We start from the raw sequence: 12,316 nt of genomic DNA on the forward strand, positions 1-12,316 counted from the left end.
AGAACAACCAGCTGTTGGACTTCTAGATCCAGGTGCGTAACGCTGGAGTGGACGGGAAGGAGATCGACATGACGCAGTATGAGAAGGCGATGACACCGGAGGACCTCACCCGGCTGTTCGTGGAGCGATCCAACGCCGGGGACGCTGCCGGCGTGGCCGCCCTGTACGAGGAAGACGCCGTCATGGCATACCCTCCGGGTGGGCAGACGGTCGGCCGGGCCGCGATCCAGGCCCTCTGGGAGAAGATTCTCGCCAACCGGCCGCATTTCGAGCCGGAAACTCCGCTGCCCACGCTCGTGCGGGGAGACATCGCGCTGACCGCGACACCGCCGAAGGACGCGGCCGGGGCACGGGCCCAAGTCGCCCGCCGTCAGTCCGACGGCAGCTGGCTACGCATGCTGGACCGGCCGGAGTTCCTGCCGGTCCAGCGATGATCCAGCAATCAGCGCGTGGTGAGGACCACGCCCGAGATCCGGTGCGTGTCGGTGTCCCCGCCAGTCCCGCCGGTGAAGCCGACCAGCACACTGCCCGGCAGGGTCACCGTTGCGTCCAGGATGGACACCCCGTCCATGGCAACCAGCACATGGCCCTGCTGTACGCGTACCACGAAATGATGCGTCGCGGACCGGAGGCTCGCGATCGCCGCCGCCGTCGCCGCGTAGCTGATGACGTCGCCCGTGCCCGCTGTCGCGACCCCTACGAAATTGCCGCTGGGGTCCGTGCCGTTCTGATGGGTGTCGAAGGTGATCGCGACGCCGGTGAGCCCGCCGTAGCCGAGGCCACCGCCCGCCGCGCCGACCCGCGCCGTGGACGCGGGATCGAGCAGCACCATCGTCATTCCGTCGCCCCCGGTCCCGCCGCCCAGGTACGCGTCGAAGCTCGCAACGAGTCCCTCGGACGCCTTGGCCGCGCCGTAGACGACGGACCCGGCGGCGAACTGCTGACCCGCCGCGGTCAGAGTGGCAGACGCCGCGGTCTTGGTCGCGGTGCCATAGAGCACCCACCCCGCGTCGCCGAATCCCGGGATCGGTGTGCCCGTCGTGACCACGACGTTGCCCACCTGGTGGGTGTCGGCGCTGCCGCCGGTGCCCGCGGTGAACGCGACGATCACCTGGCTGGGCAGAGTGACGGCGGCGCTGAGCGTCACGACGCCGTCGACCCGGACGGTCATCGTGCCGCTCGCAACGCCGACCTCATAGTGATGAGTCGCCCGCAAGGCCGGGACCGCCGTCGTCGACGTCACGTACGCGAAGGTCGATCCGGTGGCGCTCGTGGCGATCCCCATCAGATTCCCGGCGGTGTTGGTGGCGTTGTCGAAGGTGTCCAGGGCGACCGCCGCACCGGTGAGCCCGCTGTAGCCGAGCCCGCCGCCGATACCGCCCACCCGTGCGGTGGACGCCGGATCGAGCAGAGCCAGCGTCATGCCGTCACCGCCCGTGCCGCCGCCGATCGTCGCGTCGAAACTCGCGCCCAAGCCGTTCGACGGCACCGCGTCGGAGTAGTAGACCGAGCCGGCCGAGAAGGTCTGGGCGGCGGTCGTCAGGGTCGCGGTCGTCGCAGTCGTCGTGGCGGTGCCCTGCTTGACCCACTTCGCGTCGGAGAAGGCGGGCAGTACGGCCGGGGTGGCGGTCTCCCCTGCCGTTCCGGTCACGACGAAGGTCGTGATCGACATCGCGGGCAGGCTCGCCGTCGCGTGGCCACCCGTGATCGTGACCGTCGCCGTCTTCACCGGCGTATGGATGGACGCGATGTCACCCGCGCTCTGCCACACGTCCGCATTTCCGGTGGCGATGCCAGTCAACGCCAGGTCGGCGGTCGTGGCGTCGCCGGTGTTGACGACCACCACGTTGTCGGCGTTTCGCGAGGCGTACGCGTAGACGGCGGAGTCGCTGGTGGACGACTGCACCACCTCCGTACCGAAGTGGCGGATACCGCCGGGCCGGCCGGTGAACATCTCCATCCCGATGTAGCTCGCCTTCGGGGTCCCGCCGGGTCCGATGAGGCCCATCGCGTTGTTCTTGTCGGCGTAGATCAGCCCTCGGGCGTTGTTCGTGATGATGGTGCCGAGCGCGTTCGCCACCCAGACGCTCGCGAAGTGTGTGTTGTTCTGCGACTCGTCGCCCCAGTTCATGTTGAACTCGCCGACTTGGATCCCGACGGACGCGTCGCCGATCCACGTGCGCAACTGCTGGATCTGGGTCGCATACCGGGTGGATTCCGCGATCGTGGCGTTGACTCCGGCCCCCGACCCGTACGCATGATAGTCGATGAAACTAGCGCGCTGTGTGCCGGTCGCGTTGGTGACGATGCCGGTGATGATGTCGTGCAGCCGCCCGTCCTCGAAGTACGCGGGCGCGGGCCCGCCGATCTCCAGCCCCGGCGTCACGGCCCGCATCGCAGCTGCGATCTGCCTGAACTTGGTCACGTAGTCGGCCGCGGAGACATCGGACTTGCTGTTGGCGTCGAACTCGTTGCCGAGGATGAACCGCTGCACGGTGTGCCCGGTGGCGTTCACGTAGTTCAGCACAGCCAGCGCGTCGGCCTGGTCGAGGTTGACGATGACGGTCGGCTGCGCCCCGATCTGCTCGATCGTGTCCAGCCACACGTCGCCGGAGATGCTCGTGTCGCCGCTGTCCGCGCCGGTCACGATGTTTCCGTTGGCGTCCGGCTTCAAGTGGACGCGGATCGAGCCGGGAGCGAGGTTCGCCAGCGCTGCGATGTCAGCGGGATGCGTCGCGGTCGGCCCACCGTCCACCCCGAAGGTCGAGAAGGTCACGCCGAAGTTGCCCGCCGGCGACGGCGCGATCGGGCTGGTGAAGTCCACCGCGATCGTCGTGGTCGCGGCGGCCCGGGCGGGTGCCGCCGTCAGCAGTCCTGCCCCCAGCAGTAAGACGCCCGCGGTGGCGAGGGTGGTACGTGTACGCAATGCCATGGTGGGACATGATCGCAGCGTCCCTCCATTTCGGACAATATCGGTGATCACGTCCGGCGGTTACGTTCTCGTGAACTCCAGCCGAGCGTTGATACGCCTACGGCTGGCCGCCTTCCGGCTTATCCTCGGCGCCGGCTCGTCGCCCCCGAACAGGTCATCCATCGCGATCGCGCCGGTCAAGAGCACTGAACGCGGCTGATGACGGTGCCGTTGCTCCGGCCTCGATGGGTCTGCTGGTCAGCGTGGGCGGAGATCCGCTTGGATCAGGGACGGATCGCCCTGATCCAAGCGGGGTCATCAGATCCTCAGGCGAGGGTTGCCTGGAGGATCGTCTGCTCGACGCGGTTGCCGGCCGCGTCCACCGCCACGACGCGTACGCTCAGCGCACCCGTCCCGGTCACTTGCGGCGTGACGGCGTAACCGTCGCGGGTAGTGTGCACGGTTGCCGGTGTCCAATGTGTGCCGTCGTCGGTGCTCGTCCACACCTGCACTCCGGTGATCTGGGGCGCCTGCGAGTCCTCGTGGTACGCCTCGACGGTGAACCCTCGCGCCGGCGCGTCCCCGAGGCGGTACGCGATGAACACGAGCGGATCGGCCGCACACGGGTCGGTCGACTCCAAGACGAGGGTGCCGATGCAGATCGCCCCCGTGCCTGGGCGGTTCTCTGTGGGGGCGGCCGAGGTGAAGTCCCACTGGGTGTGCACCTCGCCGTAGGACGGCAGGCGATAGTCGGTCGTCAGGCGGTACGCCGAATTCTCCGCTGGCAGCGCGTACGCGACCAGCCCGGCGACCGAGCTCTGGGGCATCTCCACGCCATCGCGGTAGAGGTGCGCCGAGGCGGCGTCGTAGCCGTAGAGCCCGCTGGACAGGGAACGGTCGGATTCCAGGTAGCCGATGGGGTAGAACGTGTTCCCCTGCCGGCAGTAGGAGCACAGTTGCACCGGGTTCAGCGTCGTCCCCCAGCTGTCCGGCTGGGCGGCGAGCACGTCTGGCACTGCGGCCGGACTGCCGGGTACGAGGGGGCGGGCCGCCCATTCCTGCGTACGCCGGCTGGTGTCGGCGTAGACCCGCAGGGAAGTCTGGAACAGGCCGGGGCTTTGGAGGTCGTCCTGGTGGACGAGTTCGGGTGAGATCGGTCCGGTGTACTCGATCCGGGTTGTGGGTGCCGCGAGCGGCTCGGTGACTCCGCCGGTGAGGTACTCGCCGGGCTGGAAGGCCGAGGTGTTCCGGCTGTCCAGCACGTCGTCCCCTGTGTCGGTCCGGTACACGGCCCGGGTCGGCGTGAGGTCGGCGGACCGGACGGTCAACCGCTGGTCGGCCGAGATCTCGCCCTGCTCGTAGAACTTCAGGTCGTAGATCTCCGTGGCCGTGCCTGCGTCGGCGTACGCGATGCTCACCGAGCCTTTCGCCAGCCGGGCCCGCAGGGCGGCGGCGTCGGACGGTGTCACCGAGACGAACGGCATTGGCGGGGTCGGGTCCACACCAAGGATCCAGTCGCCGCGCAACGGCAGCGAGCAGAACTCTCCCGGCGTCGCCGACGGCGTCTGCGGGTCCATGAGGACGCCGACGGCACCGGCGCGGATGGCGTTCTGCAGTTGCCAGTCCATCACCGCGCCCAGCGAGCCGCCATAGCACTGCAGGCCGGTGCTGTTGGCGACGGTCAGCAGGACGAGCTTGCCGCGCGCGTCCACCTTGGCGAAGTCCGCCTCGGTCCCCTCCCCCGCCGCGACCACGCCGGCGGTCCCGCGACCGGCCAGCCGATACATCGGGTAGCCGGGGAAGGAGGCGAACGTGGGATAGATCGGGTGCAGGGCTTGGCCGCCCTTGCCGGCGATCGCCATGGTCACCGGGATGGCCCCACCCACCCAGCCGAGCTCCAGCCGGAACTGCCCGGTCGAGACCCGGTCGGTCGGCGTCACCCAGTACTGGTGGTTGCCGTAGGAGCTGAACATCAGGCTGGCGGCGTAACGTCCGTCGGGCAGCGTACGGGTGTCCTGCAGCATCGCGTTGTAGGTGCCGGTCGGACGCGGTGTCTGCACGGAGATCTGCCGGGCCTGCGCCACGTCGAAGGACACGTCGGTGGCCCCGGCGACGATCACCTCCGGCTTTTCCAGCCAGACGTTCTGGTCCAGCGCGTCGTCGTAGAACGACACCCAGCCGCTGACGGCGTACGTGCCCGACGGGACGTTGGCCTGCAATCCGTACGTGGTGCACGGGTCGACGTCGGCACAGCCGAGCAGGTTCGCCGTGAAGCTCTGCCCGGCGGCCGGACCCGTGACGCCCAGCAGGGTCACGCCCATCACGCACATCGTCGTCCGCATCCCGTCGCAGGCGAAGACCTGGTGGTCCTTGTCCGCGGCCAGATGCACAGTCACCGTCACGGGATAGGTCGCGGAGTACGCGGGGCTCGTCGCGTACCCGAGGATGTGATCTTTGAGCCAGATGCGCGCGATGCCGGAGCCGAGCCGTCCGCCGGGCGCGAGCGCGGACCAGAAGGAAGCGGCCTGGCCCAGGTCGAGGGCGAGTTCGGCGGTGTGGTCGGCGGTTGTCTTCGTGATGGTCGCGCCCGGGAAGCGGGTGTTCGGGTCCGCGGTGCTCGCGTATTGGACGATCACGGGGAGGCGGGCGTCCTTGGCCGTGTAACCGTGGGCGGCGAGCCAGGTGACGTCGAACAGCCCGGGGTCGACCGCCGCGCCGAGCCGGGCGACGTCGGCGGGCAGCGCGCTGATCCGCTGTACGCCGCCGGCCGACCCGGTCGCGGTGATCTTGATCGCGGGGCCGCCGGGGCGCGGCTCGGCGGTGGCGGTGACCCGTGCACCGGCCGCGGTGAGCTTGCCGGCGGTCCTCAGCCGCACGGAATCGCCGGTGATGAGCGGTACGGTGACCGGCTGTACCGCTTCCAGCTGTTGCGGCGCGCCAGATCGGGCGGCCGCGGCGGGCGTGCCGCTGATCGTCATGGCGGTGACGTTCGCCAGCATCGCCGACGCGACCAGAGCGACGCCCACCCTCCTCATGGCTTGTCTGCGGTGGTTCATCGGGCCGCTCCTTCCGTGAGCGTCCAGTCCTTGCGGGTGACCGTGTCCGGCGCGGCCGTGATCGGGCCCGACGCCGTCGTGTAGCCCTGCGCGCCGGCGGTGTAGGTTCCCGTGCCGACCGCGAAGAGCCAGTAGAAGCCGTGCGGCAACCCCGGATCGTCGGATGACGCGCTCAGCGCCCGGCTCGTCGGCCCGGCGATGGTCGCGTTGTCGATTCCTGATCCGTCCGGGTTCTGCACGACCCCGGCGATCAATCCGCCCGATGCGGGCACGCAGGTGTGCGTACCGAGGAAGACGTCGTCGACGCCCCACCACCAGCCGTCGCGGGCCTCGTAGCGGAACCGGACCTTGACCTGCGTACGCCCCGCGGCCTGGGGCAGGGCAACGGTTTGCGCCCCGAGCACGTTGGTGTCGGCCGCGCGCCAGACGGTCGTCCATCGGCGGCCGTTGTCCACGCTGAGGTCGACGGTCGCATGCTGCCGGGCGGCCTTGGCGTAGTACGCGCTGTCGAACCGCAGTTCCGGCGCGGATTGGCCGGCCAGGTTCACGGCCGGTGACGTCAGGTACGCGTCCCCACTGCCCGACGCAAGCGCGAAGGTGTCGTCGCCGCCGAGCGGAGGCGACCGGTCGGCCGGGTTGTCGAACACCCAGCCCTGCGCCTTCCACCCGGAACGGTTCGCGAAACCGGTCTCGTAGCCGTTCCACCGGTAGCCCGGCGCGGTGCACGCCGTCAGGTCGGCCGAGATGCGTACGTCGTGCCGCAGGTCGGCCCCGCCGAGGTGCACCGGAGTCGCGTCGGCGGTGTAGCCGGGATAGACGGCTGCCACGTGGACGGTGTAGTCCCGGTCGTTGACCAGCCGGACCGCGTACGCGCCGGTGAACGGGTCGGTGTAGACGGCGTCACCGGGGTAGCCGTCGATCGTGATCCGGGCGTAGACGGGCCAGCCGTGGCCGCTGCCGTCCACGACGGTTCCCGCGAGCATGCTGCTGTCGACCGCACGTAGCTGCGCGTCCGCGGCCGCCGTCTGTCCTTCCGCGACGCTCACCTGCCGGCCGGAAACCGTGCTGTAGCCGTACTTGTCGAAGGTCAGCGTGTAGGAGCCGACGAGCGCGCCGTCGATCGCGTACGTGCCGTCGCCTGCGGTCGTGGTCGCGTACGCGCCGGGGTCGGCTTTCACGGTGACTCCCGGAAGCGGCTTGCCGTCCCAGTCCGTCACGCGGCCCGCGATGCGCCCGTGCGGGCCGCCGGACAGCGCACCGACGCCGTTCGGGCTGCCCAGGCCGGTCGGCCCGTCCCAGCCCGGCCCGGCCTGGCACAGCTGCGTGCCACAGTCGGCCACCGCGCCGTCGGTCACGTCGAACAGGTGCGCCGCCTGCTGCGGGTCGTGGTAGGGGAACGTCACCGGGTCGCTGTCCGCGGCCGGGCGGCCGGCCAGCGCGTACATGGCCGCCGTCAGCGGTGCCGACAGGCTCGTCCCGCCGATCTGCAGCCAGCCGCCGTTCGTCGTGTCATAGACCCCCAGACCCGTCGCCGGGTCCGCGACGGCCGAGAGGTCGGCGATCGCACGCTGGTCGCATCCCGTGTTCACACCGTTCTGGTACGCGGGCTTCGGCTCGTAGATCGAGCAGCCCGACCCGGCTCCGGGGCCGCCGGCGGGGCTGCCCCAGGCGGCCTCGTGCCAGCCGCGTGCGGAGTCGTCGCGGGTCAGGCTGGTTCCGCCGACCGCGACGACGGCCGGGCTGGACGCCGGGTAGTTCACGACGTAGCCGGTGTCCCCGGTGGACGCGGTGATGACGGTCCCCGGATGCGTGTAGTGCTCGTCGATCTCCAGCTCCTGCCCGAACTCCCCCGGTACGCCGTAGGAGTTCGACACGAAGCCGGCGCCGAGGCGTACCGCGGTGTCCACGGCGGCCGCGAGGTCGTCGACCGAGGCGGTGTCGCCCTCGACGAGCAGAATGTGGCAGTTCGGACAGGCGGCTGAGACGGCGTCGAGGTCGAGCGCGGTCTCCAGCCCCCAGCCCGGGTCGTCCGGCGGGTACGCCGTCCCGCCCCGCTGGTCGACCTTGCGGAAACAGCCGTTGGCGGTGGTGCACGCGGGCAGCCCGTAGTGCGCCCGGAACACGGCGAGGTCTTCCTCGGCGTGGGAGTTGCCGAGGGCGTCGACGATCGCCACGGTCTGCCCCTGCCCGGCGTCTGGCAGCTTGTACGCGTCGCGGATGTCCGCCGGTCCCAGCGCGGTCGCGGGCGGACCGTCGGCTGCGGCGGCCCGGAGACTGTGGTCGGCGCCGGTGAGCACCATGGCGTAGCACTGCGCGGTCCGCGGGGCGGTGCGCTGGTTGCAACCGGCCGGGGTGTAGCGGTCGCGCACGCTCGGATCAGCGGACAGGCCCGCGGTTCCGTGGTTCCCACCGGGTGCCGCGGTGGCGATGGCGGAGGCGGCCGCCGAGGTCAGAGCGAAGGTCAGGGTCGCCACGGCGACGATCCATCGCCGCGCGGAGAGGGGTGGTGACATGGGGGTACGCCTTTCGTCAGCCATTACAGGGGCTCGTACTCGTCCTCGTGCTCGCCCTCGTCCACGAAATCCACATCGGACACCGGTGGATCCGACGCGGGTGTCTGCGGGGCGGGTGCGTCGGCGAGTGGCGGCGGTGAACCGTCCGCTGGTTCGTCGTCGGTGCTCACGCACTGAGTCTTGGGCCGCGATGCGCAGGTGACGAGACGGCAGATGCCGGGTTTAATTCCGCCGCTGCCCCGAAAAATTAGGCGCGACAGCCCTTCTACGCAGGCCCGAGAAGATCTTGTTCCACGGCCGCGACTGCCAGCGCCGTACGCGACGACACCCGCAGTTTCCGCATCGCCGACTCGATGTGCCCGCCGACCGTCTTCACCGACAGCGTGAGCGCCTCGGCGATCTGCGGGTTCGTCTGCCCGGCCGCCACCAGGCGGACGACCTCCACCTCGCGCGGTGACAACCGATCCCCGTACCCAGGCCGCCCCCGGCGACGTGGTTCGGCAGACGTCTTCCCCGCGACCGTCTTCCCCACGACGGTCGACGCCGTGTTCCGCAGCCGCGCCGCGTCCGCCGAAGCGCCCAGCGCGCCCAAGCCTTCTGCGGCCTCTGCCAGCAGCGCCAGCCCGGCCGACCGCAACCCGGAGGGCCCACGATCGAGGAGGCAGGTCGCGTGTCGCTCCCGGGCCAGCAAGGCGTCATAGGGCCGCGCTGCGATCGCGTACGCGTCGGCTGCGGCGGCGAACGCATCGGGGTCGGGTCGCAGGATCGCCTCGCCGAGGCGGAGTGCCGCCGCCGCGCCTGGGGCGTCGTCGGGTATCCCGGCCGCGTACAGCGCCAGCAGCCGCTCGGCCTCCGTCGACCGGCCCGCGGCGACAAGGGCGTCGAGGCGTACCGGAAGCAGCTCGGCGGCCCACAGCCAAAGCCCTGTTTCCTCGATCATCTCGGCGGCCTCGCCGGAGATCCGCAGCGCCTCGTCGACTTCCCCGGAACGCAGCAGCAGCCGGGCGGTGGCGGCCATCGGCTCGACGAGGTGATCGACCGCGCCCGCTTGCTCGGCCAGCTCGATGGCGACCGCGAACTGCGCCCGCGCGGTCTCCGCGTCGCCGGTCGCCGCGGTCAGCTGTCCGATCACGACAGTGGCCTCGCTGCGCGTGAGCGGCTGCAACGCCGGGTCACCGGCCAACGCGACCACCCGGGGCAGCAAGCCCGCCCAGTCCTCGCCGGTGAACCAGTCCACGTGCGCCCGGGTGGTGACGATCATGTCATGCAGTAGGAGATGTTCGTGCTGCTCCGCCAGAATGCGCGCGCGGTCGAGACGGGCTCGGGCATCGGCGTACCTGCCCCAGGTGAGGGCGGCGTGCCCGAGGTTGAGCTGCCCGGCCGTCACCAGCGACGCGAGATCAGGTGTGGCCGGCGCGTCCGGAATCTCAGCCGCCGCCGCCCAGCCCGCCGGGTCGCCCAAGGTCAGCCGCGCGGTCACGCTCGCGATCACCAGCCGCAGCCGGTCCGGCGGAGCCAACGCGTGGGTCAGCGGCGCCGCGCGTTCCAGCCACCGGCGGTGCATGCTCGCCGGCACGCCGCGTCCGCGCGGCCGGGCCAGCAGCATCATCGCCCGCGCCGCCTCGGCCGGCCGGTCCACCAGGCCCGGAATCGCCGCCTCCAGCGCCGCCCGGCCCGCGTCGTACTCCTGCAGATAGAAGAGCACCTCGCCGGACAACGCGAGCGCCTCCGCCCGGTCCCCGGCCGTGTCCGCGCCCTCTCCCTTCTGCAGTACGCGGGCCAGCTCCCGATAGCGGGCCGGATCGGTGACGCTGCTCAACGGGATCATCCGGACGAGCCGCAGCACCACCGGCACCGCAAGGTCGGCGTGCAGCAACAGATCGAGCAGGAGCGCCACCGCCCCGTCCTCGTCACCGGCGGCGAGTGTGCGCTCCGCGGCCCGCTCGGCGTACTGGCACCACGACGCGGTGTTCCCGGCTTCACGATGGTGGCGGGCGAGGCGGAGCAGCGGCTGCGGCTCGACAGATTCGAGCAGCCGCGCGGCCCGGGCATGCGCTCGGCGACGCCACGGAACCGCGATCGCGTCGTGCACCGCCCGCGCCGCGAGCTCATGCCGGTACGCGAGCCGCCCCCGTTCGTCGGCCACGAGCAGGCCGGAGTCGAGCACCGCCAGTGTCGCGTCGAGAGCGTCCTCCTCCGACAGTCCGGCGACCTCCGTGAGGACGGCTTCCGTCGCGGGCGCGGACAGGACCGCTGCCGCGTACAAGAGCTGGCGAGCCTGCGGATCGAGCCGGTCGACGCGCTCGCCGACCGCCTCCCGGACCGTCGTGGACACCGCGATGCCGGTGAGCCGGCGGCGAACCCAGCGCCCGCCACGGCGCACGAGATCGGCCCGCGCGTGCATGAGCCGGACCGCTTCCTCGACCGACAGCGGCACCCCCTCCGTACGCTCATGCACGAACGAGGCGAACCGGTGCGAGACCGGCTCCCCGCCGAGCATCGAGGAGATCAGCCGGGCGGTGTCGGCGACGTCGAGCGGCGCAAGCTCGATCCGCAGCATCGCGCGCCCGGCCAGCCGGCGCAGCAGTGAGTCGGCGGGCACATCCTCGGGCCGATAGCTGACGACCATGGCGACTTCGGCGGCCGGTCGGGCAGCCAGGAACATCAGGAATTCCAGCGTCGCCGGATCGGCCCAGTGGACGTCCTCCACCACCAGCACCCGTACGCCCAACGCCACCAGCAGCTCAGCCAGCGCACGCAGCAGGCGATGCCGGGCCGCCAGCGGATCCGCGACGGGCTCGGGAGCGGGCGGCAGGAGATCGGTCCACTCGGGGAACACGGGCCGCAGCGCGCCGGCGAGCGGCGTCAGCGCCAGCCCCTGCGGCGTATCGACCGCCTGCCGAAGTGCATCCACGATGGTGCCGAGCGTCAACGGCTCCCGGAACGGCGGGCAGACCGCGTGCAGCACGTGCGGCCGGTGCTCCTGATCCGCGCTGTGCGGCCCGTCAGGTCTCCGCGCCTCATCGGGTCGGTCCGGGCCGAGGGCAGCGCGGATCAGCCGCGACTTTCCGACCCCGGCCTCGCCCTCGACCAGCGCGACCCCCGAACCACTTACCGCATCGCCACGCGGAATGCCCTCGTGGATGAACGCTCGTAGCGCCGCCAGCTCGCGGTCGCGGCCGACGAGCCGGGGCGCGGCGATCGGAGGGGAGCCCGCCATGATCCACAGCTTGCCCCGTGATCACCGCCAGCGGAAGCCCCTCCTTCGCACCGGCGGACGCATCACCCGTGCGGCGGCATCGGTTCACGAGTCGTGGAACGGGGACCGTGTCGCCTGTCCCGGTGTGTCCAGGGCTGTCCCGGTCGCCCGCTGCAGGCATCGGCCGCTGCCACGATGACGGCCATGAAGTCTCGTATCGCCATCACCGCGGTCCTGTCGCTCGTCGGCATTTTGCTGTCGGCCGCGCCAGCCGACGCCGCGACGAGCAACGACGAGTACACGGCAGAGATCATCGGGTACGCCAGCGGCATACCGTTCCTGGTCTGCCAGGCGCACCTGAACGTGCGCAGCAGCGACGGCTACGTCCAGGGTGGATTCAGGTCCTACGACAACACGGAAGTCAACCTGGGGATTCACCGCTGCATCGGCTGGTTGGAGCGGCGCAGTATCAAGCCTGGCAACAGCTACGGCTGGACGAAGGTCAGCAACTTTTACGAGGTGTACAACGGCTCCCGCTGGACCGGCTGGCACTGGAACGGAGATGACGCGGAGTCACGGGTGTGCATCTCCGACATGGACGGTCCCGACGCAGTTTGCTCGACTGGCCACTGGTAGA

General features: G+C 70.8%; 7 protein-coding genes. 2 read left to right on the forward strand and 5 right to left on the reverse strand.

Translation table 11 applies throughout. The features are described from left to right. The first annotated feature begins 89 nt into the window (after positions 1-89). Positions 90-434 (forward strand): nuclear transport factor 2 family protein, encoded by a 345-nt coding sequence (locus tag HOV77_RS14835; protein WP_290862662.1) that lies wholly within the window; start codon positions 90-92, stop codon positions 432-434. Between the two features lie 8 nt (positions 435-442). Here the strand turns inward: HOV77_RS14835 and HOV77_RS14840 are convergent, their stop codons facing one another. The 5 genes from HOV77_RS14840 to HOV77_RS14860 form a co-directional block, all read right to left on the reverse strand. Then, positions 443-2,932 (reverse strand): hypothetical protein, encoded by a 2,490-nt coding sequence (locus HOV77_RS14840; RefSeq protein ID WP_290862532.1) that lies wholly within the window; start codon positions 2,930-2,932, stop codon positions 443-445. A 305-nt stretch (positions 2,933-3,237) separates the two neighbouring features. Further along, positions 3,238-5,967 carry a hypothetical protein gene (locus HOV77_RS14845; protein ID WP_290862534.1) on the reverse strand — a complete coding sequence of 910 codons (2,730 nt, stop codon included), beginning with the start codon at positions 5,965-5,967 and terminating at the stop codon, positions 3,238-3,240. Next, positions 5,964-8,480, reverse strand: a complete 2,517-nt coding sequence (locus HOV77_RS14850) for a carboxypeptidase regulatory-like domain-containing protein (protein WP_290862536.1) — start codon at positions 8,478-8,480, stop codon at positions 5,964-5,966. Before HOV77_RS14850 ends, HOV77_RS14845 begins: the two co-directional genes overlap by 4 nt. Before the next feature lie 23 nt (positions 8,481-8,503). Continuing rightward, positions 8,504-8,650 (reverse strand): hypothetical protein, encoded by a 147-nt coding sequence (locus HOV77_RS14855; protein WP_290862538.1) that lies wholly within the window; start codon positions 8,648-8,650, stop codon positions 8,504-8,506. 95 nt (positions 8,651-8,745) lie between these two features. Then, the gene (locus HOV77_RS14860) at positions 8,746-11,700 is read right to left on the reverse strand and encodes an AAA family ATPase (protein ID WP_290862540.1); all 2,955 of its coding nucleotides are present in this window, start codon (positions 11,698-11,700) and stop codon (positions 8,746-8,748) included. Positions 11,701-11,883: 183 nt separating this feature from the next. Between HOV77_RS14860 and HOV77_RS14865 the strand changes: the two genes are divergently transcribed. Beyond that, a complete protein-coding gene (locus tag HOV77_RS14865; protein ID WP_290862542.1) occupies positions 11,884-12,315 on the forward strand; it encodes a hypothetical protein in 432 nt (143 codons plus the stop codon). The last annotated feature ends 1 nt before the right edge of the window (position 12,316 follow it).

This window comes from Hamadaea sp. (assembly GCF_013362815.1).
Lineage (GTDB): Bacteria > Actinomycetota > Actinomycetes > Mycobacteriales > Micromonosporaceae > Hamadaea.

What these genes read in the sequence shown, in the direction of transcription:
- HOV77_RS14835 (WP_290862662.1), top strand. Translation starts at nt 90, where the DNA reads ATGACACCGGAGGACCTCACCCGGCTGTTCGTGGAGCGATCCAACGCC.
- HOV77_RS14840 (WP_290862532.1), bottom strand. Translation starts at nt 2,932, where the DNA reads ATGGCATTGCGTACACGTACCACCCTCGCCACCGCGGGCGTCTTACTG.
- HOV77_RS14860 (WP_290862540.1), bottom strand. Translation starts at nt 11,700, where the DNA reads ATGGCGGGCTCCCCTCCGATCGCCGCGCCCCGGCTCGTCGGCCGCGAC.
- HOV77_RS14865 (WP_290862542.1), top strand. Translation starts at nt 11,884, where the DNA reads ATGAAGTCTCGTATCGCCATCACCGCGGTCCTGTCGCTCGTCGGCATT.
- HOV77_RS14850 (WP_290862536.1), bottom strand. Translation starts at nt 8,480, where the DNA reads ATGTCACCACCCCTCTCCGCGCGGCGATGGATCGTCGCCGTGGCGACC.
- HOV77_RS14845 (WP_290862534.1), bottom strand. Translation starts at nt 5,967, where the DNA reads ATGAACCACCGCAGACAAGCCATGAGGAGGGTGGGCGTCGCTCTGGTC.